Origin of the sequence: Paenibacillus chibensis (assembly GCF_004001045.1) — a bacterium.
Classification (GTDB): Bacteria; Bacillota; Bacilli; order Paenibacillales; family Paenibacillaceae; genus Paenibacillus_AQ; species Paenibacillus_AQ chibensis.
The window spans coordinates 19,773-44,004 of the sequence record NZ_BIMK01000023.1 but is presented as its reverse complement, the minus strand read 5'-3'; the positions used below and the strand labels follow the sequence as shown (position 1 = coordinate 44,004).

At 52.9% G+C, this 24,232-nt stretch carries 17 protein-coding genes; all 17 read left to right on the top strand.

Translation table 11 applies throughout. The features are described from left to right. The 17 genes from PCH05_RS17795 to PCH05_RS17715 all read left to right on the top strand — a co-directional run bounded on the left by PCH05_RS17795 (nt 1) and on the right by PCH05_RS17715 (nt 24,220). A complete protein-coding gene (locus PCH05_RS17795; RefSeq protein ID WP_127604292.1) occupies nt 1-1,674 on the top strand; it encodes a response regulator in 1,674 nt (557 codons plus the stop codon). A gap of 126 nt (nt 1,675-1,800) precedes the next feature. Beyond that, on the top strand, nt 1,801-3,393 hold the full coding sequence (locus PCH05_RS17790) for an extracellular solute-binding protein (RefSeq protein ID WP_127604290.1): 1,593 nt from the start codon (nt 1,801-1,803) through the stop codon (nt 3,391-3,393). 43 nt (nt 3,394-3,436) lie between these two features. Further along, entirely contained in the window at nt 3,437-4,399 is a 963-nt protein-coding gene (locus tag PCH05_RS17785; protein WP_127604287.1) for an ABC transporter permease, read from the top strand. 15 nt (nt 4,400-4,414) lie between these two features. Beyond that, complete coding sequence (locus tag PCH05_RS17780; protein ID WP_127604285.1) at nt 4,415-5,308, top strand: carbohydrate ABC transporter permease; 894 nt, start codon at nt 4,415-4,417, stop codon at nt 5,306-5,308. A 61-nt stretch (nt 5,309-5,369) separates the two neighbouring features. Further along, nucleotides 5,370-7,430, top strand: a complete 2,061-nt coding sequence (locus tag PCH05_RS17775) for an alpha-L-arabinofuranosidase family protein (protein WP_127604283.1) — start codon at nt 5,370-5,372, stop codon at nt 7,428-7,430. After that, complete coding sequence (locus tag PCH05_RS17770; RefSeq protein WP_127604281.1) at nt 7,427-9,187, top strand: glycoside hydrolase family 2 protein; 1,761 nt, start codon at nt 7,427-7,429, stop codon at nt 9,185-9,187. Before PCH05_RS17775 ends, PCH05_RS17770 begins: the two co-directional genes overlap by 4 nt. Nucleotides 9,188-9,391: 204 nt before the next feature. Further along, a complete protein-coding gene (locus PCH05_RS17765) occupies nt 9,392-11,860 on the top strand; it encodes a family 43 glycosylhydrolase (RefSeq protein WP_246049703.1) in 2,469 nt (822 codons plus the stop codon). A 253-nt stretch (nt 11,861-12,113) separates the two neighbouring features. Next, complete coding sequence (locus tag PCH05_RS17760; RefSeq protein ID WP_246049720.1) at nt 12,114-13,547, top strand: VanZ family protein; 1,434 nt, start codon at nt 12,114-12,116, stop codon at nt 13,545-13,547. 393 nt (nt 13,548-13,940) lie between these two features. Beyond that, nucleotides 13,941-14,891 carry an ABC transporter permease gene (locus PCH05_RS17755; RefSeq protein ID WP_127604276.1) on the top strand — a complete coding sequence of 317 codons (951 nt, stop codon included), beginning with the start codon at nt 13,941-13,943 and terminating at the stop codon, nt 14,889-14,891. Nucleotides 14,892-14,908: 17 nt separating this feature from the next. Continuing rightward, nucleotides 14,909-15,784 carry a carbohydrate ABC transporter permease gene (locus PCH05_RS17750; protein ID WP_127604274.1) on the top strand — a complete coding sequence of 292 codons (876 nt, stop codon included), beginning with the start codon at nt 14,909-14,911 and terminating at the stop codon, nt 15,782-15,784. A gap of 37 nt (nt 15,785-15,821) precedes the next feature. After that, complete coding sequence (locus PCH05_RS17745; RefSeq protein WP_164766699.1) at nt 15,822-17,465, top strand: extracellular solute-binding protein; 1,644 nt, start codon at nt 15,822-15,824, stop codon at nt 17,463-17,465. 306 nt (nt 17,466-17,771) lie between these two features. Next, nucleotides 17,772-19,637, top strand: coding sequence for a cache domain-containing sensor histidine kinase (locus tag PCH05_RS17740; protein ID WP_164766698.1), 1,866 nt, complete (start codon nt 17,772-17,774; stop codon nt 19,635-19,637). Then, complete coding sequence (locus tag PCH05_RS17735; protein WP_164766697.1) at nt 19,630-20,436, top strand: response regulator transcription factor; 807 nt, start codon at nt 19,630-19,632, stop codon at nt 20,434-20,436. The genes PCH05_RS17740 and PCH05_RS17735 overlap by 8 nt, the downstream gene beginning before the upstream one ends. A 12-nt stretch (nt 20,437-20,448) precedes the next feature. After that, nucleotides 20,449-21,546 (top strand): glycoside hydrolase family 88 protein, encoded by a 1,098-nt coding sequence (locus tag PCH05_RS17730; RefSeq protein ID WP_164766696.1) that lies wholly within the window; start codon nt 20,449-20,451, stop codon nt 21,544-21,546. Between the two features lie 186 nt (nt 21,547-21,732). Further along, nucleotides 21,733-22,662, top strand: a complete 930-nt coding sequence (locus tag PCH05_RS17725; RefSeq protein ID WP_127604264.1) for a hypothetical protein — start codon at nt 21,733-21,735, stop codon at nt 22,660-22,662. A gap of 81 nt (nt 22,663-22,743) precedes the next feature. Next, complete coding sequence (locus PCH05_RS17720; protein WP_127604262.1) at nt 22,744-23,481, top strand: ABC transporter ATP-binding protein; 738 nt, start codon at nt 22,744-22,746, stop codon at nt 23,479-23,481. Beyond that, nucleotides 23,474-24,220, top strand: a complete 747-nt coding sequence (locus PCH05_RS17715; RefSeq protein WP_127604260.1) for an ABC transporter permease subunit — start codon at nt 23,474-23,476, stop codon at nt 24,218-24,220. Before PCH05_RS17720 ends, PCH05_RS17715 begins: the two co-directional genes overlap by 8 nt. Nucleotides 24,221-24,232 lie beyond the last annotated feature (12 nt).

Genomic DNA, 24,232 nt, shown 5'->3' with positions numbered 1-24,232 from the left:
ATGTTCAAGGTTCTCTTAATCGACGACGAACCACTGATTTGCAATGTGATCCGTACGTTATCCGACTGGAAAAAACATGGATTCGAGTTCGTCGGCGAAGCCTACAGCGGAGAAACGGCATTAAAAGTAATGGAGGATTCGCTGCCTCATATCGCCATCATCGACGTCAATATGCCGGAAATGAACGGCGTCGAGCTTCACGGTATCATCAAGGCTCGGCACCCGTCCGTTAAGACGATCATGCTGAGCAGCTACGACGATTACGATTACGTGCGCGAATGCATGCGGAGCGGGGCGATTGATTATTTGCTCAAACACCGCCTGGACGAGAAGCTTCTTTTAAACGTATTGAACAAGGCCGTGACGGACTTGCAGCAGGAACATCAGGTGAACGAAGGTCAGCTGGCTAGCAAGAAAATGGCCGATACGCTGAGGCCCGTATTCATTCGGGAACATATCGCCAGCCTCGTGAAAGGGAGGGACGATGGGAAATCCATGGTGGCGGATTCAAGCCTATTGGGCGGATTGTATTCTGAAGCGGCCAGCTTTGCAGTGGCGGCTGTTCAAATTTCCCCCTTTTTGTTAATTACCGAGTCCTACAGCGACATGCAAACAAACCGTCTGGCGCAGCAGGCGGTAGACTTGATGCAGCAAAGCCTGGGCGACATTCACGAACGAACAGCCGCCTACGTGGAGAACGGAAGGCTGGTCGTCGTGTTCGCGTTCAGGGAGCGCAGCGAGCATGCCGCAGCCGTCGAAGCACGGCGCTGGATGTGCAGGGTTCAGCATTCACTTGAACTGATGCTGAACCTGAAAACGACGTATGCGATCGGTCACCCATGTGCCCGTTTGGCGCAGCTCGGCGACAGTTATGCATCGGCGGTGAAGGCGCTTGATGCATCACCGTCCTCGGACCCGAAGGCTTTGTCCGGCCCAGGAGAGGAAACGGCAGAGCGGCCGGCCGGGGAGAAGACAAGTCCGCAGCAGCTGCGGCTGGCCCCGAGCATCGAGGATCAGAAGGAATTGATCCTATCGATCGAAAGCCTGGACCAGACAAGGATGCACCGTTTGATCGCCTCCGTGTTTGCATCGCTCCGTCATCTGCCATATCATGCGCCTGCGGTGCAGATGGCGGCAAGCGAGCTTCTGCATACGGCCGACAAAGCATTAAGAAAATCCATGCCGCAGCATTCGGTGGAAGCCGCGATGAAGGAACTCCCGTCGCGCGGAGAGCTGGGCCGAACCGGCAGCATCGATGAATTGGAGCAGTGGCTGCAAGCCTACTTTGGTCAGATGCTTCGCTGGCTGAAACAGCAGCGCGTCACAGGCAATTATTCCCGTCATGTATCGCAGGCGATTCATTTCATCTTGGAACGGTACCAGGGATACATCACGCTGGAGCTGGCGGCTGGCGCCATCGGGCTGAACCCCTCGTATTTAAGCCGGTTATTTAAGGAGGAGACCGAGTTCACATTTTCGGAATACGTGAACAAGGTCCGCATCGACGCGGGCTGCAAGCTGTTGGAAAGCGGACAATATTCGGTCAAGCAGATCAGCAGCCAGGTGGGCTTTTCAACGTACAACTATTTCTTCAAGGTGTTCAAGGAACGCACCGGCATGACGCCGCAAGCGTATTTGAACAGCCTCCGTTCGGAAGGAAATCCTAAACCGTAAAATATGTGGAGTATATAGTCATATTATTAGAATTTGCCGTCATGCCGTGTCCATTATAATACTCACATGAACCAATGGAAACCGCTTTCAAGCGGTTCCCGAATACATACACATGGAGGTCATGAGATGAATTACAAACATTGGGGAAGATCTGCTCTAAGCACGGCGCTCATCTCGGCATTTTTGCTCGCGGGCTGTGGTTCCAATAGTGAAAAAGGAGCCGAACCCAAGAACACGGAGGGAGCACCGGAAACAACGGTCAACGCATCCGGGTTTCCGCTGACGAAAGATCCAGTCACGCTGAAGATGTTCACCCGGATTGCCCCTGTCAATGGCGCGTTCAAGGACATGCCTGTTTTCCAGGATTACGAGAAAATGAGCAACGTCCACGTGGAATTCACCGAGGCGCCGACGGACGGCTTTCAGGAAAAGAAAAATCTCCTGTTTGCGTCCAACGAGCTGCCTGACGCTTTTTACCGGTCAGGGATTTCGCAGCTGGAGGCAACACGCTATGGCGCGGCTGGTCAATTGATTCCATTAGAAGGTTTGATCGATAAATATGCTCCCAACCTTAAGGGGCTGATGGACAAATATCCGGAAATCCGCTCGGGCATCACAACGCCGGAGGGCCATATTTATGCCATTCCGGGCATTGTCACCCTGGACGCCGCGCGTACGGACAAAAAATGGATCAACCAAGCGTGGCTCAAGAAGCTGAATCTCGAAATACCGGAGACGACAGAAGATCTGTACAACGTGCTGGTCGCCTTCCGCGACAAGGACCCGAACGGGAACGGCAAAAAAGACGAGCTCCCGATGACGGCACGTCCGCCGGTGCCGGGTCAAGGATTGCCAATCGTCAACATGATGAGCGGTTCGTTCGGCCTCGACCAGCAGCTGGGCTACAACATCAATCTCGTAAACGACAAGGTCGAAATCTGGATGGGTAACGATCGGAACAAAGAGATGCTCCAGTTTCTGAACAAGCTCTACAAGGAAAAGCTTCTCGATCCCGATATGTTCTCGCAAAAGGAAGCGGACTACTTGGCGAAGCAGTCTTCCGGCAATACAGGCTTTTTCTTTGACCAGACGAACAATGTATTCATAAAGATCCAGGATCAATATACGGGCATCGCACCGTTCAAAGGCCCGCATGGCGACCAAATTCAGAGTCAGGGCGCGCCAATCGCCAGGGATTTCGGAGCCTTTGCCATCACCTCTGCGAACAAGAATCCGGAACTCACGATGCGCTGGATCGATTACTTCTACAGCGATGAAGGATCTACAATGCTGCGTTTCGGCAGGGAAGGTGAGAACTGCGAAATGAAGGACGGCATTCCGTATTACACGGAAGCTTTCCTCGCAACGGGTGACCAAGGTAAAATCACGCCGTACGCAGGCGGCGGAGCGCCTCATCTCATCAGCGATAAAGTAGCCTCCTTCATCAATCCTCCGCAGGTTCAGGAAGCGCAGGACAAACTGACGCCGTTCATGCCGAAGGTTCGCTACGCATCCCCGATGTTCGATGAGAATACCGCTCAGGAAGTCAACGTCCTGAGAAATGATATCGACAAATATTACGAAGAACAAAGCACGAAGTTCATCGCCGGAGCACTCAGCTTCGATAAATGGGACGAATTCCAATCGACCCTTAAAAAGATGAAGATCGACAAGCTGCAGGATCTGTATCAGCAAGCCTACGACAAGATGAAAAAATAATGGACATCATACGATTTTCCGCATTCGTTAGGAGTAGATGCTTATGAAAAGCGCTCAAGTCCGCGCAAATGCTGCGCCGTCCCGGAATATCCCGGGGCGGCGGGGCCGCGTATGGAAACAGATGGCTAAACGGTTAGACCTGTATGTTATGCTCCTGCTGCCCGTCGCCTGGTATTTGATTTTTCATTACGGTCCGATGTACGGACTGCAAATTGCTTTTAAAAACTTCAATCCGGCCAAGGGGATCATCGGCAGCAGTTGGGTCGGTTTCGATCACTTTGTGCGATTTTTCGAATCGTTTTATTTCTGGAGGCTGCTCTGGAACACGTTATCGATTAACCTGTTCTCGCTGCTTATCGCATTCCCGATTTCAATTCTGCTAGCATTGATTGTCAATGAGATTCGTAGTAAGACCTTCAGCAAAGTACTGCAAAACATAACGTTCATTCCGCATTTTATTTCCGTCGTTGTTATCGTCGGCATTCTGAACGTTTTCCTCTCGCCTACCACGGGTCCGATCAATTCGTTCATCGAAGCGCTAGGCGGTTCGCCGATCCGTTTTCTGGAGGAAGCCGGTTGGTTCAAGACTATTTTCATCGGTTCGAACATATGGCAGAACATGGGGTGGCAATCGATCATCTACATCGCGGCGCTCAGCGGAGTAAATCCGCAGCTGTATGAAGCGGCTAAGATGGACGGAGCTTCCAGGCTGCGGCGCGTGTGGCATATTTCCTTGCCGGGCATCGTGCCCGTCATTGTCATTATGCTCATCCTGGATATCGGCCATTTCATGGACATCGGTTTCGAGAAGATCCTGCTCATGCAAAATAATTTGAATATTGAATCAAGCGACGTGATATCCACGTTTGTGTATACAACCGGTATTCTCAAAGGCGAGTACAGTTATACGGCGGCGATCGGATTGTTTAATTCGGTTATCAATCTAATATTGCTGCTGCTTGTTAACCGGTTCGCGCGCAAAGTATCGGAGACCAGCTTATGGTAAAGGAGGAAAATGAGCATGCCGAAACAAGCTTCCATAAGCCGATCGTCGGATGAAAAGATATTCGACGCCGTCATCTATACCATTGCTACACTCATTATCGTGATCGTGTTATATCCGCTCATTTTCGTGGTCAGCGCTTCATTCAGCGATCCGGCGAAAGTATTGAGCGGTGAGGTCTGGCTGCTGCCTAAAAACATAACTTTCGAGGCTTACACGAACATTCTGCATAACGGGAAGATCTGGACGGGCTACACCAACACGATCATTTATACGGTAGTGGGTACAGTCGTCAACATTGTCATGACCGTGTTAGCGGCGTATCCGTTATCAAGACCGGATCTTCCAGGTCGCAAAGTGCTCATGGTCCTCATAACGCTTACCATGTTTTTCGGAGGCGGGCTTATTCCTTCGTATCTGCTCGTCAAAAATCTGGGTCTGCTCGATACGATGTGGGCTTTGATCATTCCCGGGGCGATCGCGACGTATAATCTGATCGTGATGCGGACGTACTTTCAAACCAGCATCCCATGGGAACTGCAGGAAGCCGCCCATATCGACGGCTGTTCCAACTGGCGGTTGCTGCTGAACATCATTTTACCGTTATCCAAGCCCATCCTGGCCGTGATGGTGTTGTTTTATGCCGTCGGGCATTGGAACTCTTATTTTAATTCCTTGATCTACATCCGTAATGAAGCAAAATATCCGCTTCAACTGGTGCTAAGAGAAATATTGCTGATCAGCCAGAGCGATGCCGTCGACGCTAACGTCGGTCTGGAGAATAAGGTGCTGCTCGCCGAAAGCATTAAGTACGCGGTCATTATGATCTCCAGCTTGCCGATTTTGATCATGTATCCGTTTGTGCAGCGTCATTTCGTAAAAGGTGTCATGATTGGCTCCATCAAGGGGTAGAGATCCTGTCAGACAACGGGTTCGACAACGATTTTTAAGATCTTATTCATGGAGGTACATTGTGCAAACGAACGCTACGAATACAACGAATGCAACGCATGCAAAGATCACCGTCGACTGCAGCCGTCCCAGCGAGCATACAATTCAACCTTTTCTGTTCGGGCATTTCGTGGAGGACATCCGCGACCATATGGAAGCCATGCTGGCGTTTCCATTACAGGACATGGATTTCGAGAGCGAGAAATCCGGTGAGACCGCGGTATCGGGACGCTGGTTCGCTCATACGAACGGCAGAAACACGCAGTATGCGCTGGAGGCACCAGCTCTTCGGCACTCCGGCCGCGCCCAGCGCATCCGGATCATGAGCGATGATGAGGCGTATGCCGGTATTGCGCAGACGACGGCCTTGAAAGGGCCAATGGTTTATACGGTCCGGATCGTGGCCCGCGCTTCCATTGAGCTCCGCTACGTGGATGCCGAAGCCGTAGACCGCCGGACCGGTGAACTTCTTGGCCGTGTACGCATCGATTTGAACAGCCACGATTGGCGGACGTACGAAGCAAGCCTGACCGTTTCGCGAAGCTGTGCCGATGCGGAGCTTCGCATCGTCGTTCCGGAAGAGCATCCCCGCTGGAAGGATCATGTATCCACCGGCATGCTGTGGCTGGACCATGTATCTCTGCTTCCCGAAGACAGTGTCGGAATGGTCAGACGCGAGGTCATCGACATGACCCGTCCCCTGAATGCGGGGATGATGAGGCTGGCGGGGAACTACATCAGCGCGTACCACTGGGAACATGGCATCGGCCCCGTCCTGGAGCGGCCCGTCATGTATAACGAAGCGTGGGGCGGTTGGACCAGTAAATACTTCGGCACGGACGAATTTATCCGGTTTTGCCAAGAGCTGCAGGTGGAGCCGCTCATCTGCGTCAACGACGGTTCCGGAATGGCCGCGGAAGCAGCGCGGTGGGTCGAATACTGCAACGGAAGCATCGACACGCCGATGGGAGCCTTACGGGCAGCGAACGGTCATCCCGAGCCGCATAACGTACGGTACTGGGAGATCGGCAACGAGGTTTGGGGCGACTGGCAGGTGGGAACCTGTTCCGCCGACCGCTTCGCCGAGCGCTGCAAAACGTTCGCGCTTGCGATGAAGGCGATTGACCCTTCCATCGTCATCTTGGCCTGCGGGCATACCGATCCGGCATGGAACAAGCCGGTGCTCGAGATCGCCGGCGAGCAGATCGACTATTTGACGATGCACTTATATCATGGATTCGGACGTTTCGGGATGAACCGCGATACACCGGCGGAGGAACGGTATAAGGCCATCGCGACGTTCCCGGAATGGACTCGCGAAGATATCCGGCAGGCGGCGGAACTGATCAACGCAAATCCGAAGCACAGCCATGTGAAGCTCGCCGTCACCGAGTACAACACCATGTACTTTCCGAACACGGTCCGTAAGGGACTCCCGGATGAGCACACGCTGGGGGCCGCCGTGGCCAACGCCGCCAACCTGAACGAAATGCTTCGCGGCAGCGATATGGTGCAGATCGGCAGCTTCTCCGACCTAGTGAACGGATGGCTTGGCGGGTGCATCCGCGTGGGCGATTATTATGCCGATCAGTTTCGCGGCAAGAAGCCGGGATGGAGCGGCAAGCCGCTTACCGTCTACGGAACACCGACCTATGAAGTGTTAAAGCTGTATGCCAACCGGGATATCCGGCGGATGCTGCCGGTCGATGCGGAGTGCGGCACCTTTGCCGTGCAGTCGCCGAAACAGACGCACATCGGGCTCGATGCGGTTCCGGATTTGGACGTGGCCGCCGGCGTCAACGAGGATGGAAGCATCGTCACGCTGCTGATTGTGAACCGGAGCCTGCAGGACGTAACGGCCAAGCTTGCGCTGCAATCGTTCGAGTCTTCCGGGGACACGGTCTTGTATGAGATTACGGGATCGTCCTTTGAGGACATCAATTCGGTATTCGATCCGGAGCACATCCGGTGTACAACCCGTTCCGTTCCGGCTGCGGATTGGGAGAGTGGATATCCACTGCGCAAAACATCCGTTTATGCCGTTGAAATCAAGACATCGAAGGTTACAGGAGGATCGAAATGACGACCAAAGCTTACACCAAGGATTACCCAAGGCCGCAATTCGTGCGCAAGGAATGGACGAACTTGAACGGGGAATGGAACTTCCGGTTCGACGACATGAACAAAGGCGAAGAAGAGGGGTGGCCGGAGACCTTTGCGGCAACGCATCAGATCCAAGTCCCCTTTACGTATGAGACTCGGATGAGCGGAATCGGCGTCGAAGAATTTCATCCTTATGTATGGTACGACAAGATGGTTCCGATCAAGGCGGAGTCTGCGGGCAAGCGGGTGATTCTGCATTTTCAAGCGGTGGACCATGCGGCCAAAGTGTGGGTGAACGGCGCCATGGCCGGAACGCACCGGGGAGGCTATGCGGCTTTTTCCGTCGATATCACGCCGTACGTGGTCTTTGGCGAAGACAACCGCATAACGGTGAAGGCAGAGGACAGCAGCAGCTGTACCCAGCCTCGGGGCAAACAGCGCTGGACGAAGGACAATTTCGAGTGCTTCTATGTCCAATCGACGGGGATTTGGCAGACGGTATGGCTCGAATATGTGGAAGAGCAGCGGTTGGAATCGGTCAAAATCACGCCGGATATCGACCGTTCCATCGTCCGTTTTGATTACCAAGTGAACGGGGTGGAATCGTCAGGGGACTTGAGGCTGGAAGCGATCGTCACGCTGAAAGGCAAGCCCGTAAAGCAGGTCGGCTTGAAGATCGACCGTCCCTGCCTGACCGTGGAAGTCGACCTCATTCACGAAGCCAACGGGCCATGGAAAAAATGCCTCTGGTCTCCGCAGCATCCGAACCTGTACGACGTCGAATTCGTCCTCACCTCAGGCGATCAGGTGGTCGACCGTGTATTTTCCTATTTCGGGATGCGGAAGATTTCGATCGAAAAAGGCAAGGTCCTTCTGAACAATGTGCCAATCTATCAGCGATTGATTCTGGACCAGGGATATTGGACGGACAGTCATTTGACGCCGCAGAGCGAGGAAGCTCTGATTGAAGATATCGACAACATGCTGGAGCTGGGCTATAACGGCGTTCGGAAGCATATGAAGATTGAAGACGCCCGCTTCCTCTACTGGTGCGACGTAAAAGGACTGCTTGTATGGTCCGAAATGGCCGCGACATTCGAGTTTCATGACCTGGCGGTCGAGACCTTCACCAAAGAATGGCTGGAGATCGTCGGGCAGCAGTACAACCATCCCAGCATCATTACATGGGTTCCCTTCAATGAGTCTTGGGGTATTTCATCAATTCAGCGGGATGCGAGACAGCAGAAATTCACCGAAGGCATTTATCATTTGACCAAAGCGATTGACCCGTATCGGCCGGTGATCACCAACGATGGGTGGGAACATACCGTATCCGATATCTTGACAATACATGATTACGTCGAGACCGGAGAGGGGTTCATGAAACGGTATTCGAATCTTGAGGCCATCTTGAATGGCGAAACGACCTGCAACCAATGGAAGTATGCCTTTGCAGAAGGATACGCGTACCGGGGGCAGCCAATCATCATCAGCGAGTACGGCGGCATTGCCTTCCAGTCCGACAAAGGCTGGGGTTACGGCCGTCAAGTCTCAACCGAAGAGGAATACCTGGAGCGGTTCGAAGGATTGACTAAAGCGATCAAGAACGCCGAATCCATTGTCGGCTACTGTTACACACAGCTCACCGATGTTCAGCAGGAGATCAATGGACTCTTGAATGAAGACCGTACCCCGAAATTCCCGACCGAAAAAATCAAACAGATCAATATGGCATGACACGCCGCCCCATTTCCCAAGAGCCAAAAGAGCATCCGTCTTTTGGCTCTTGCCGTCGAAGGGCACGGACTCGCTCCAGCCTTGATCCAGTCTTAATAAGCGAGCGAATATCAATTAAAAGAAGGCGTAAAGAACTGAAATGACACGAAATGAATCCGCCACAGAATAAGAACTTTTTAAAATGTGCAGGGAGGTAATTTCTAAATGAAAACCATGCGATGGCTGTTCCTGTTAGCGGTTACATTTACATTGATGAGTTCCTTACCGGCGGAAACCTCCACCTATCAAAACCCCAGATCGCTTCCGGATGAATGGGAGCAATACGGACTAGGTGATCCCTATGTTCTGAAGTTTAACGGTTACTACTATCTTTACGTCAGCACGAGAGATACCGACGACGGCGTCAAGGTGTGGAGTTCGCGCGACATGGTGAATTGGTCGTACCGCGGTTTGGCGGCAACCGATCCGATTACGCATGGTGCCTACGCGCCGGAGGTTATCTATTGGAACGGCATGTTCTATATGTACACTTCGCCGGCTGGCAAAGGACATTACATCCTCAGCAGCACGAGCCCGACCGGACCCTTCAACGTCGTTACCGGCAATCTTGGCAAAACGATCGACGGCCATGTGTTTATCGACGATGACGGATCATTCAGCTTTTACCATGCCGGACAGGGGCGCATTGATGCCGCCCCGATGAGCAGTCCGATATCGATTGGCACGAGCTCGTCGACCGGGGTCGGCATGGGAGGCTGGACTGAAGGGGCAACCGTGTTCAAACGGGACGGCAAATATTACATGACCTATACCGGAAATCATGTGTTCAGCAAAGGCTACCGGATCGATTATGCCGTCAGCACGACGGGCCCTAGGTCCGGATACGCGGCCGACAGCTTGAACCCGGCGTTGATCAGCACCGAAGGGCCGACCGTCGGGCTTGGCCATAACACGGTCGTGATCGGGCCTAACCTCGACACGCATTACATCGTGTACCACAATCTGGAGGGACCGGGCATCATCGGTCCGCTGCGCCATCTGAACATGGACCGCATCGTATGGAACAACGATAAAATGATTGTTCAGGGTCCAACGACCACCCCGCAGCCTGATCCGGCCATGCCCACATTTTATGATTATTTCGACCGCGCTTCGATCGGCGGCGGATGGAGCAATGTCAACGGCGGACATTGGGGCATTTACAATCAAGAGCTGATGTGGCAGGATGCGATCGGCGATACGACCTGGCATAAACAACTCTCGGCAGCAGCGAGTGCATCTGACTACACGGCCGAATTCAATATGAAGGAGATGAAGCGTGGCGCTTCCGTAAGTCCGAGATTTGGCGCCACCTTCTCGTATACCGACGAGAACAATTACGGCGTGGCCATGCTGAGCTCGAAAAACAACCGTCTGGCGACATCTTTTCGGGTGAATGGGATCGATCAAGCGTGGCAAACCTTCGACCTGCCGGCAGGCTTCGATTATTCAAAATGGCATAGCATCCGCATCGAGAAATCCGGAACAACGTTTAAGTATTATGTGGACGGCATGCTTAAAGGAAAACGCTCCGCCAACTTGGGCGGGGGCAAGATCGGCGTTCAGACGGAGGATACGCATGCGGATTTCGGCTTTGTCGCTTTCAGCAATGATGTGAATGGAAGCAGCGCATGGGATGCTTACAAACCGCTCCCAGGCACGATCGAAGCGGTTCACTACATGAAAGGAGGCGAGGGAGTCGCCTATCATGACACGACCGCCAGCAATATTGGCGGCGCGTACCGTACGGATGCGGGAGACATTCGTCTCAATAGTGAAGGGCTGTTTAACCTGGGCTGGAATCAAACGGGTGAATGGTACAAATACAAAGTGAATGTGGAGTCGAGCGGTTATTACGATATCGACTTCCGTATGGCCACGACGATGAGCGGCGTGCAAATCCGGCTGTGGGACGGATCGGCGGACGTCAGCGGGATCATTGATGTGCCGAGTACGGGGGGATGGGATAACTGGCGAACCGTAACGAAAAAAGGAGTGTATCTGAACGCCGGACAGCGCGAGCTTAAAGTGGAGTTCGTCAAAGGCGAAGCCGACTTCTCGCGGATGACGTTCCATAAGAGCGCGGAGGTCGCATCCATCAGCGATGATTTCAACGATGGCAACGACGACGGCTGGAGCCGCTTTGAAGGCACATGGGCCGTAGAGAACGGTGAGTACAGCTCAGGAGGTTCCGGCCCCGCCAAGTCGACGATCGGAGATGCCGATTGGGCAGATTACACGGTTGAAGCCGACGTTAAAATGATCGATTCCGGAGGCGATGGCGGCCTGCTCGTCAGAGTATCCAATCCTTCCCATGGCACGGAGCGGGGACAGAACAACTATGATGCATTCCAGGGATATTACGCTTATTTGACGACAAGCGGGGTCAACCTCGGCAAGATGAACTATAGCTGGACATTTCTCACAAGCACGACTCAAACGTATAAGACGGATACCTGGTACCATATGAAAGTCGTAGCGAAGGGGACCAATATCAAAGTCTATGTCGAGGATATGGACCAACCGAAAATCGATTACACGGATACCAGCTTGACCCCGTTCACGCACGGTAAGGCCGGTGTCCGAACAGCTAACAAGCATACCCATTTCGATAACTTCAAGGTATTTCCGTAACGACCCATATCAGATCCACGGTGTCTTTCGAGCAAGTGTAGTGCCGGTCCAAGCACGAATGGACGCAAAAAGGAGTTCTTCGATGAACTCCTTTTTTGCTTGCCATTCAGAATGCTCTGCCGACTCTTACATCGTTGTAAGATTCACGTAAGTAAATTCGATAGGATGCGGCAGGATTTTCAGATTATACTCCATTTCGTACACAGCGTCACGCTCGAAACCAGGCATAAGGAGGATCTCGGATTTGGGGATCATGGAAATTTATCAGAATCTGCGTTATTTACTGCTACCGGTCATTGCGATCATCGGCATCGAATTCATTGGCATCGCGATATGTTATTGGCTTTATATTCAAAAATCGAAGCCGAAAGGGAAGACCCCACCGCCGGTAAAGCAGCTGGTGCTTGGGGCGATTCTCATTGGATACATCGTTTTCGTGCTGGAGCTGACTATGTTCGGCCGCGGTACATCGCATTACCTGCAGATGGATCTTCGGCCTCTGAGCAGTTACATGGAAGCCTGGCATAAACACTCTTTGCGCGATCTTCAAAATGGCATTTTTAACATCCTCATGTTTGTTCCCATGGGCGTTTTATTGCCATGGATCCATCCGAAATTCCGAACCTTCAAATGGCTGATTCTTGTCGCTGCGGGTGCGACGTTAAGTATTGAGACCTATCAAACGCTGACAGGGTCGGGATTGTTCGAGATGGACGATATCATCAACAACACCCTTGGCGGAATCATTGGATATCAGCTTAACAGGCTTGTAACTTCCATCATTCGCGATAAAAGAATTCGTTTGAGAATTTTATTCGCGAACCTGGCCATACCTTTTCTCGTGGTTATGATTCTGATCATAGCGAACATCGTTTATGCCCGCCAGGAGTTCGGTAATCTGGCCATCAACGCGTATGCGAAATGGAATATGTCCGGTGTCCGTGTGACGACCGCCTTGCAGCCCGGTGCCGCACCTTCGGTTGCGCCCGTATACAAACGAATCATTCATACGGACGCGATCCAGCCCCAGCTGATGCAAACATTGGGTTTGACCGTGCAGGACGAACGAAAGGAAAACGGCGAACGTGAGGTCCTTTTGGCTGACGAAGCCGGATCGCAGTATTCCCTGTATGTTACATTCGATGGGAACGCGACGCTGTACGAGAAGGGAGCCGACCCTGAGCCCCAACCTACGTTTAACCGGACGGATGGGAGGCAGCCGACACTGAAGCAGGCGCAAACCATCATGTCCAAGCTGGGGCTCCTACCCCAGAAGGCCGAAGCGGAGAAGGGGGAGGGCGGAGAATTCCACTGGTCTTTGCCGGATACGGATCGGATAAGCCAAGATTATTGGACGGGAGAAATTTCGCTGACCCTTAAGCAAGATGGGCGCTTGAGTTCGTTATCGTACGGGCTCCGTAAACATCAATACGTGCGTGACGTGCCGATTCTGACCCCTGCGGAAGCCTATGAACGAATCCGGGAAGGGGATTTTCCCCTCATCAAACGAAATGCGCGGCTTACACACGATCAGCTGGTCATCCGTCAAGGTGACAGGCTCGATATCACGCGGATCGAACTGACGCATATGTACGATACCAAAGGCTTCTATCAGCCGGTGTATCGGATCTACGGGAATTTTAACGGAGACACGAATTGGTTTACGTTAATCCAAGCCAGAAAATAAACCTGGATGGCGCCCATGATTGGATCGTTCTCCAGCCATAGTTCTCGTTCGAATCAAGCCGTTGGTGCATCACTGACGGCTTTTTAGCCTTTTATGGGCTATACCTGCCTTCACCCTTAGCGATAAACCGTGTTTGGGTTAGCGGAATAAATCGGACTTTTACCCGGGAATATCATCCTTCATCCCGGTTTTCAGAGGGAAGGATTTTAAGTAATCTTACATATGTAAGCACTTTCAAAAAGACGCCGAGGTCAATAGAAAAGATTCATCTATCAGATCAAACTACCGTACGATTGCAAGCCATAATCCCTCCGATTGGTTTTGCGAGGGTTACGAATCCGGTACGGTCTTGCCCCGTTTTTGGTGATTAAGAAAAGGAGGGAGGAGGGAAGGATGGAAATCGTTACTGAAACCATCACCGCCGATGTGAAGAGGTCGCAAGCGCGTCTGCTAAGGAGGATGTGGAAATACAAGTGGTTGTACGCCTTGCTGGTGCCCGCGCTGGCTTGGGTGATCTTGTTCGATTACCTGCCGCTGTACGGAATCAGCATCGCATTCATGGATTACAACGTCATTCAAGGTTTTGGGGCGAGCCAATGGGTTGGCCTCACGCATTTTCGTGAGCTGTTCGATTCGGAAATGTTCCGAAACGCTTTTCGCAATACATTGATTATCAGCCTGTACAAGATGATCAGCGGCTTTGTCTGCCCCATACTGCTTGCCCTGTCACTCAACGAAATTCAGACCAAATGGTTTAAAAAATCGCTGCAAACCGCGGTGTACTTGCCGCGATTCGTATCCTGGGTTGTGTATGGCGGCATCATCACCCTGCTGCTGTCTCCGGAAACCGGGGTGATCAACAAGATCGTGGAATGGTTCGGAGGCAAGCCCGTCTACCTGCTCGTCGACCCCGCGTATTTCCGGACGATCCTCGTCTTCACCGACGCCATGAAGGAGATGGGATGGGCTGCAATCATTTACCTGGCTGCCATCGCGGGTCTTAATCCCGAAGTGTACGAGGCAGCGGTCATGGACGGAGCCAGTCGATTTCGGCGCATATTGCACGTGACGCTGCCTGGCATTTCCGGAACGATCATCGTCATCTTCATTTTGCGGGTGGGCTACTTGATGAGCGCAGGTCTGGATCAAGTGCTCAACTTATACAATCCGATGGTATTCGAAGTCGGCGACATTCTTGATACGTACATCTACCGGGTCGGAATCGAGCAGTTCAGCCTCAGCCTTGCCGCTGCGGCCGACGTCATCAAGGGCATCATCGGTTTCGTCATGGTCCTGATTGCCAATCAGATCGCGAAGCGCATCAACGATTCCGGCATTTTCTGACAAAGGAGATTAATAACGTGAAGCACACTCGAGGCGAATCCGTATTCATCGGGGCCAACTACGTCATGTTGTCGCTTATTACCATTATTATCGTCATTCCGTTCTGGTATGTGCTCAGCGTATCGGTAACCCCGTACTCGGTTTTTAGTGAGAAAAACGGTCTTGTGCTGTTTCCGTCATCCATCAGCTTCGATTATTACGCTTATTTGCTCAAGAAGGGCTCTCTCATTTATAACGCGTACGGTGTGACGCTTCGAAACGCGGCGGCGGGAATACTGCTCTCCCTGCTGCTCACCGCCACGGCGGCTTATGCGCTGGCGGAGAAGAAGCTCCCCGGCAGGCGATTCCTGGTCCTGATCTTCCTGTTCACGATGCTGTTCAAAGGAGGTCTGATCCCGACATACATCACGATCAAAAATCTAGGGTTGTTGAATACCAATTATGTTCTTATTCTGGTCATGGCCTACAGCGCGTTCAACATGATCATTATGAAAACGTTCTTTGAAGGCATTCCCGACAGCCTGAAGGAATCCGCGGCCATCGATGGCGCCTCCGAGCTTCGGACGCTAAGATCGGTCGTCCTTCCGATGTCGATGCCCGTCATCGCTTCGATCGGTCTCATGTATCTGGTGACGTATTGGAACGATTTCTTCAATGCGCTTCTCTACGTAACGGATTGGCATAAAGCCCCGGTGCAGCTCGTACTGCGGACGATTATCGCCAGTTCGAGTCTGCCGCCGGAGCTGCTTGAAGCAGCGGGAAGGACGCCGCCTCCGACGATCGGCATACAAATGGCGGCCATCGTTATTGTGGCGCTGCCGATGATGATCCTGTATCCGTTCGTTCAGAAGTATTTCGAACAAGGGATGCTCATCGGCTCAGTCAAAGGATAGAATGAAAACAAATGATAGATTCAGGGGGAGACGAAAGATGTCAAAATCATTGAAAACCTGGGGATACGGCGTACTCGCGGTCTTTTTAATGGGAACGCTTACGCTAGCGGGCTGCGGCAGCGCTAAAGAAACTGAGGAGGTCAAAAATACTTCCGATTCCGGAAAAACAACGGAGGCAACTGAAACGGATACCGTGGCATCAGCTTATGAATTGAAGTGGCTGAAGGCTCAAGACATTTCGCTGCCGTATGATCCGGCGAAGGACGCAGTCAAGCAGGCGATCGAGGCGAAGTTGAACATCAAGATCATTCCTGAGATGGTGGACGTTCAACAGTATAAGACGAAGCTGAATCTGAAAATGGCAAGCAGTGACATTCCGGATGTGACGAAAATCGATTTCGCCGACGATTTCCAGAAGTACGCCCAGCAAGGAGCCTTCGTCGACTTAACGGATATGATTAACGAAAAAGACACGCCGAACATTTGGAAGGAAGTGCCCCAGGAGGTATTCGAGCAGGCAAAGGTCAATGGACGGATCTATGGCATTCCGTATCAAGGCGGTCCGGGGGCCGGATACCGCTGGGATCTGGTCATGCGCAAGGATGATCTGGATCAGGCCGGCGCCTCCGTACCGAAGACGCTGGATGAATATTATGCCGTGCTGAAAAAAGTGAAGGAGCAGCATCCGGACGTCATTCCGCTTGGCGGATACACGTCCCAGATCGGCCAAGTCAAGTTCGCGAACAATTCGTTCGACAACGTGTTCGGAGCCTTTGGCGTCACACCCGGATTTTTCACGGAAACAGATGGGAAATTCAGCAATTACGATATCGATCCGCGGATGCGGGACGCGCTGCTGTTTCTGCAGAACATGTACCGGGAAGGTCTCATCGACAAGGAATTTTCGACGATTAAGGAAGAGCAGCTGCGCGCAAAAATATTCAGCGGCAAGGTTTTCTCCTGGATGGGCTGGTGGTCGACCGCCAGCGATTACGACACGCAGATCGAGACCAACGAATTGATCAAGAGCGGCAAGCTGGCGAAGGATGGCTCCCTGCCGAACCAAGCTGAAGAACCGTTCAAATACTTGGCCTTGACCGGATCGTTGGTTGGAACGGACGGAAGCGCAGTCGCACCGATGGGCGCTCCGTTCTCACAAATGAACGCTATAAGCGCGAAAACAAAAGATCCGAAGCGGGTACTGTCCATCATCGAGGATTCCTTGTCCGAAGAAAACCAGATGCTGACCGTCTGGGGTATCGAAGGCCAGGATTACAATATTGTGGACGGCAAATTGAAAACGAACACCGAACTTGTGGATCCGAAAACCCAGCAGGATGCAAACGGAAATTTCAGGGGCACGCAAAGCTACCTGTTCGCACCCGGTTTGAAGGGCTGGCCGCGCTATCTCGAATCGCTGCCGCTGCGCTTCTCCGAAGCGCTTGGCGTCGCCATCAACAACGAACACCAAATTACGGATGCTTCCAATTACCTGGATTCGCCGACCAAGCTTGCCAAGCTGACGGAGCTGAACACGATGCGCGATTCGGTGTTCACGCAAATTATCATGGGCGGAGATATCAAGAAATTCGATGAATTCACGGAGAAATGGAAGGCGCAGGGAGGCGATCAAATCCTGACGGAGCTTGAAGCCTCATTCCAGAAAAAATCGGGCAAGTAAAACGTTTGAAGCTGCCTGACCTTCCCGGCGCCACCGGACGTTGTCCGGGGATCGGGAAGGTGCTTTCTCGTTCCTCGAAACCGTTCCTCGGCCATCGACAGGACGTTTTTTGAAACCACCTGCTGCCTTTGCCGTTCTGATCGCCATCTATTAGGCCGCAGTTAAGCTCGATTTCTCGTGCAGGAAATCCATGCCTGAAAGGGGAAAAACCTAAGTACGAGATTTGCGCTTATGCGCCGCGGAAATTCCAATCCATGGCGGGAAGGGCATTTCCGATTCGAGAGCCGTAGAACGGAGGGGGAGGTCATGCGGCATAAAGAACGCCATTCCAGTTTGCTGGCTCGGATCAGCTTGCCGGTGTTTGCGTTGATCGTTACGGTTATCGCTCTGTTCGCGGTTTCCGCAAGCTATATCGTAATCCGCATGCAGAACGACCATAGCCGTCAAATGGCGGAACAGTCGATGAAGTTCGTATACCGCAACCTGGAATACCAACTCGACACGATGAACAATATGGCCGCATTCCTGCTGTCGAATCAGTCCATCGAAAATTTGCTCGAAACGAAACATGCAGAACCCTACGAAGCCATAGATGATTTCTTCACGCTGCAGACCAATTTGCAGAATCTTTCGCTCTTGTCGCTGCTCAACGATGCGGATTCCGGCAGCTTCGTACAGCAAACCTACGTCGTCGCGGTCGCGCTGGAGCCGGAAAGCGGTTTGTATCCGCTCGCGACCGACCATTTCGATCCCGTGACGGGGATTTTCAAATCAACGGATTTACAGCAGGAGCCCTGGTACCTTGCATTGCTGGAAGGCGAGCGCCGCAACGTTTGGTGGGGACAGCGAACCGGGCACGCAGGTGCAGCGATGATCTATTCCGCGACGAAGAAAAAGAGCATCAAAGACGGCCGCGTGATCGGTACCGTCTTGATTGGAGCGGATACCGGAAGCATCCGCAGCCTGTTCGCAAACGCGGCCCTGACTTCAGGCTTCCATCTGCTGCTGGACGAAGAGGAGCGCGTCATTTACAGCGAAAAGTACGCTTTCTTGGATTCGGCCGGCGGCCTTCCTTACGTACGGGAAGCCGTTTGCAACGGGAGTTCCTCAGAAGCGCGTATCGACGGTACCAAGCATCGCGTGACATGCGAAACGATGGACAACGGCTGGAGACTTCTGACCGCCGTTCCAGAGAGTCATTTCGGTCGTTACACGCTGCTCATCTCGGTGATCGGGGCTTTGGCCGCGGCAGCGGCCGTGTTGATCGCTGGATTGTGGCTGCGGCATATCGTCGTGAGGGTGACCGTGCCGATCACCCGTCTCGTCAACGCCGTGCAGCGTCCTGAGGTACTGGCATTTCGCGAGTCTCTGCCGAAGCTGAAGTCAGGAATACACGAGGTCGAAACGCTGAACGAAAAATTCGCGTCCATGCTGGTTACACTTCACGGACTGATCGAGAAAAGCTTTGCGGAGGAGATCGAACGCCGCCAGCTGCAATTGGAGCTGCTGAATGCCCAGATCAACCCGCATTTCCTATACAACACGCTTGACCTGATCAATTGCCGGGCCATCTTGGCCGGGGACCGGGAAACGAGCTCGATCGTCCGTTCGCTGGCGCAGGTGTTCCGATACGGACTGAACCGGGGACGGACATGGATCTCTTTGGAAGGAGAGATCAAGCAGGTCGAATCATACCTTCACATTCAGCAGCTGATGCAGGATGATCTTGCTGCGGAGTATCGGATACCGCCCGAATTATATCGCGCCGTGATACCGCACTTCATTCTGCAACCGCTTGCGGAAAACGCGATCGTCCATGGCTTCGCCGGACGTACGGACAACTGCCGGATTACAGTCACAGCTCTTGCAGAAGGGGATAAGCTGATTCTGCGAGTCGAGGATAATGGCCAAGGGTGCGATCCGGAGCAGCGCAACTTGGCGCTTAGGGATAAGGATTCCCTGGAAGAAGAGGCGGCAGCGGCCTCCTCAGCGGACTCTCCGTCCGAGGGCGGTTACGGGACGCTGAACGTTCACCGGCGCATCCAATTGCACTGCGGAACGGCTTTTGGACTGCGGTATGTGCCTGCTGTCGAAGGTACTAAGGTCGAAGCTGTGCTCCCGCTTCGTTTCCAATACCCCATCGATCCTGAGGAGGAATCGCTCGATGTTTAAATTGTTGATCGCTGAAGATGTCAAGCTCGTCCGCGAGACGCTGGCGCGTTCTATCGATTGGAAACGGCTCGGCATCGAGCTGGTCGGGCTCGCGAAGAACGGAGAGGAGGCGCTGGAATGGTTGTCCGGCGAGACGCCGGATCTCCTCCTGACCGATATCGGCATGCCGAAAGGGAACGGAATCGAACTGATCGAGGCGTTTCGGTCGCACAAGCCGGACATCCGCTGCATCATTTTATCGGGATTGAACGAGTTCGAATTTGCGCGGCAGGCCATTAAGCTGCAGGTGTTGGAATACATTATGAAACCCATTGATCCGGAGGAAATCGAGAGGGTATTCGTAAAGATCGTTGCAGAGCTGAGCAAGGAACGGGATGAACGGCGCGGTCGGGAAATTCTGGAACAGCGGCTGAAGGATCACATGCCGAATTTGGCAGACACGCTGCCCGCGGTCGAGTGGTCGGGAAGTCTTAAGAAGAAGAAGCTCGTCGAGCAAGCCATCCAGGCCATTCGTGCGAATTATGTGAGCAAGGAATTGACATTGTCGGACGTGGCACAAGAGGTCGGTTTGAGCGAGAAATACGTCAATGCGCTGGTAAAAGAAGTGACCGGGTTGACGATCAGCCATTGGATCGTGAAGCTGCGCATGGAGGAAGCACAGCGGCTGTTGAAAGACCCGACCTTCCGGATCTACGAGATCTGCGACCGGATCGGATACTCGGATCAGGATCATTTTCGCGAAATGTTCAAAAAACAGTTCGGACTGACACCGACCGATTACCGCAATAATTACTTATAAGGGAGCAGGATGATGACTGGTTTAAGGCTAAGTGAACTGGAAACGGCAGCCGAGCTTGTATACCGTTATTTGATGCATAGCGCCCCGGAGAGCTGGGGCAGCCATCCTTGGGCCGATTGGGCGATGAACCGGGATCGCTGGGATTGGAATCCCGGCGTCGGCCTGATTGCCGCGGCCGAATATGGAGCGGGATCAGCGCCGGAGGTCATGTTAGACGTTGAAATGTGGACGAAGCGCAACCTTGGTGATTCAGAGAAACGGAAAGTCGTCAATTCAATCGCGCCCTTTGCAGTCTTCCCGCAGCTCTACCGCGCAACGGGCAAGGATTTTTATAGGAAGAAGGCGGAGGAGATCGCGTTATGGGTCGTCGCGCAAGCAACCCGCACGAATGAAGGTGTGTTCGAGCATACCGTCACGGAGGACGCATCGTTCAGCGGACAGATATGGGCGGATACGGTCTTCATGGCGGTCCTCTTTCTGGCTCGAACAGCCCGGTTGGCTGGAAACGAGGAGCTCGCGGAGATCGCGATGCGCCAGGCGGTGCTGCATTTTCGGGCACTGCAGGACGAGAAAACGGGGCTGCTCTTTCATGGATGGAACGGCATTTCCGGCGATTGGATGTCGGCAGCCCGGTGGAATCGCGCGAATGCCTGGAATGCTCTCGGCGTTCCGATGATTTACGAGGAAATCGGCGGGCTGTGCAGCGATTCGGAGCTGCTCCATGAGCTGCGCGACCGCTACTCGCACCTGGCCAACGCGCTCATCCATTGCCAGAATGATAGCGGGTTATGGCCGACGGTCCTCGATCGGCCCGGTTTTTACGAGGAGACGTCCGGTTCTGCCGGCATCGCCTGCGGACTCTATAAAGCAGCCCGAGCCGGATGGGTGGACGAATCGGCGGCAGCTTCAAGCGCGGATCGCACCGTGACCGCCGTGCTTGATCTCATCCGCGATGACGGCGCTGTTCTTGGCGTCTCGGGCGGAACGCCGGTGCTTGAAAGCGTCGAGGCATACGATGAGGTTCCCATCTTTCCGACGCTTTACGGCCAAGGTATGGTCCTTCTGCTGTTCACGGAAAGAATGAGGCGAGCGGGGACGGCGAACGTTTAGATCCATGTGGAAACCAATCTGAGATAAGGGCAGCTGTCCGGCGACAGCTGCTTTTTTAATGGACGAATCCTTGCGAATGGCCGTTGATTTAATAATTATTTAATAAATGCTTCACAAGGTTATAAGCACTGCCGCCTATCATAGTTATTGCAAGCCCCAAAATCATAGGTTACCAGGAGGTAGAACATGAAGAAGAAATGGACCATGCTAGGCGGCGCAGTAGGAATCAGCAGCGTCATGATGATTGCGTCGGGAGTCAGCGCATTTGCGAGCACATCCGGATATGACGCCTATAAATCCGCCTTGAAGAACACAGGAACGCTGCAAAATGTATCCGTGCAGACACAGGCATCTTTACAAGACAACGGCAAAACGCTGGCAAGTGCGGAAGGAAGCTTCAAGGTCAGCCTTGACACGCAAACCGCCAGCGGAAGTGCAGACCTGAAAACGAACGGCTCTGCGCAGTCCGTCGACTTCTATAAGCTGAAGGATCAAGCCGTTCTTAAATCCAGTAACGACAACACTTATTATGTTGAGCAGGAGCTCAGCCATGGCAAGAACAAGAAGGATCAGAAAGAAAAATTCGATCCGCAAATTTCGCAGCAAGCCGAAACGGTGATCGATGCGCTGGTTGGGAATCTGAAGGATTATGTCGAGGTGGATACGAAATCGAACGGCTCGAAGGCCATCTCGGCCAATCTCGATCAAACTCAAATTCCTGCCGTCGTGAACGCAATCGCACCGATCGTGATCAAGCACGTATCCAGCCAGGATCACGACGGGGAGCAGAAAGACGGCGATAAGAATGAATTTCCTTTGAATCGGGATGCGCTTCAAGCAGCTGCCCCTAAGTTGACGCAGGATATCAAAATCGAGAAGGTTTCCTTCCAAGCGGACGTAACGGCAGCGAACTACATTCAGCATCAAGAAGCCGACGTTACGATTTCCGGCAAAGATGCCAGCGGAGCTGCGCACCAGATCGTGGTACACGTGCAGGCCGACCTTTCGGGTTACAACACGACCAAGCCGGATACGATCGATCTGTCCGGGAAGAAGGTTCAACAGCTGGAGCATCACCGGTTCGGCAAGCATGGTGAAACGGAATCCGTGAAATAAACGCAGGAAATCTACCGCAGCAGATAGCGTGCAACCGAAGCGCCTATCTGCTGCTCTATGGATGAAGGAGGAAACCATCTGATGGATACGATGCTGGAAACGTCTCAGCTTACGAAAACCTACCGTAACCAACGAGGAATCCGGAATATCAGCTTACGGCTGAATGCCGGTGACGTGTATGGGCTGCTCGGACCGAACGGGGCGGGTAAAACGACCTTTTTAAAGCTCGTTACCGGTTTGATCCGTCCGGACGAAGGGAAAATCACGCTATTTCGCCAGGATCTGATCGATCATTTCGAAGCAGGCATGCAGCATGTCGGCTGCATGATCGAATCGGCGGATTTCCATGATTTTATTACAGCCGGGCAATATCTGAAAATGGTCAGACGCTACTATCCGGACGTGACGGAGCATCGGATAACGCAAGTGTTGGAGGCTGTCGGCCTGATATCCGTTCGCAACGATAAAATCAAGCATTATTCGACAGGCATGAAGCAGAAACTGGCGCTTGCCGCGGCGATTTTGCCGAATCCGAAGCTTGTCATTCTGGATGAACCGACGAACGGTCTCGACATCGATGGCATGGTCATGTTTCGGCGGATCATTCAGCAGCTGTCTGAAGAGCATGGAACGACGTTCCTGATTTCCAGCCATATGATCCATGAGCTGGAGCAACTGTGCAACCGGGTAGGCGTGATCGTAGAAGGGCAATTGGTACGGGAAGGCGATGTGAGGGATCTGCTTGCGGGCGGACAGTCGCTGGAACAATTTTATATTCATGAACTGGAATCCCGGAAAGGAGAGAAGTCCGTTGTCTAGATGGAAAGCCGGATGGATCAACGAGCTATCGCTGCTCGTCCATCGCAAGAAAATCATCGCGTTCTTTGCGTTTTCGCTCCTGCTTCCGGTGCTGCTCGCCGTGTCGCTGCATGCGCTGCAGCCGGTCCTGGGGCTGGTTGCCGTCAGTCAGTCCTTTCCGATCCAAATGTTAAGCATTTATACGTCGGCATGGATTCCGCTCTTCATCTTTACCGTGACGGCCGATTTGTTTCCGAACGAAGCGGCTTCCCGCACCTTAAAGCTGGCCTTTCTTCGGCCTAATACCAGATTTAAAGTTTTCTTCGCGAAGGTAGCGGCCCTTGCTGCTGGCATTGGCGCATTGCTCGTTCTCTTGGGAGCGGCTACGCTCGTTTGCAATGTTTTCGCGGGCACGGCGCTTAGCTTAGCGGCCGGAATGGGCGTATTCAAAGCTTATGCGGCCGCTTTCGTGTCCATGGTCGCACTGTCTGCCGTATTCGTATTTATCTCCCAATGGTTCAAGAGCGCGACAGGATTTATGGTTTTTGCGATCGTTCTATATGCGGCGCTAAAAATATCGTCCTTTCTGTTGGGTGCCATGTCGACGTTTTCGCCGGCTTCTTATACCGATTGGCATATGTTATGGATCCATCCGACCGTAGCGGCGGGCAAATTGTGGTCCACGTCGCTCTATCTGCTATCCAGCGGCGTGTTGTTTTTTGCGCTGGGTTATTTTATATTTGATCGAAAAGAAGTATAAACGGGGAATTTA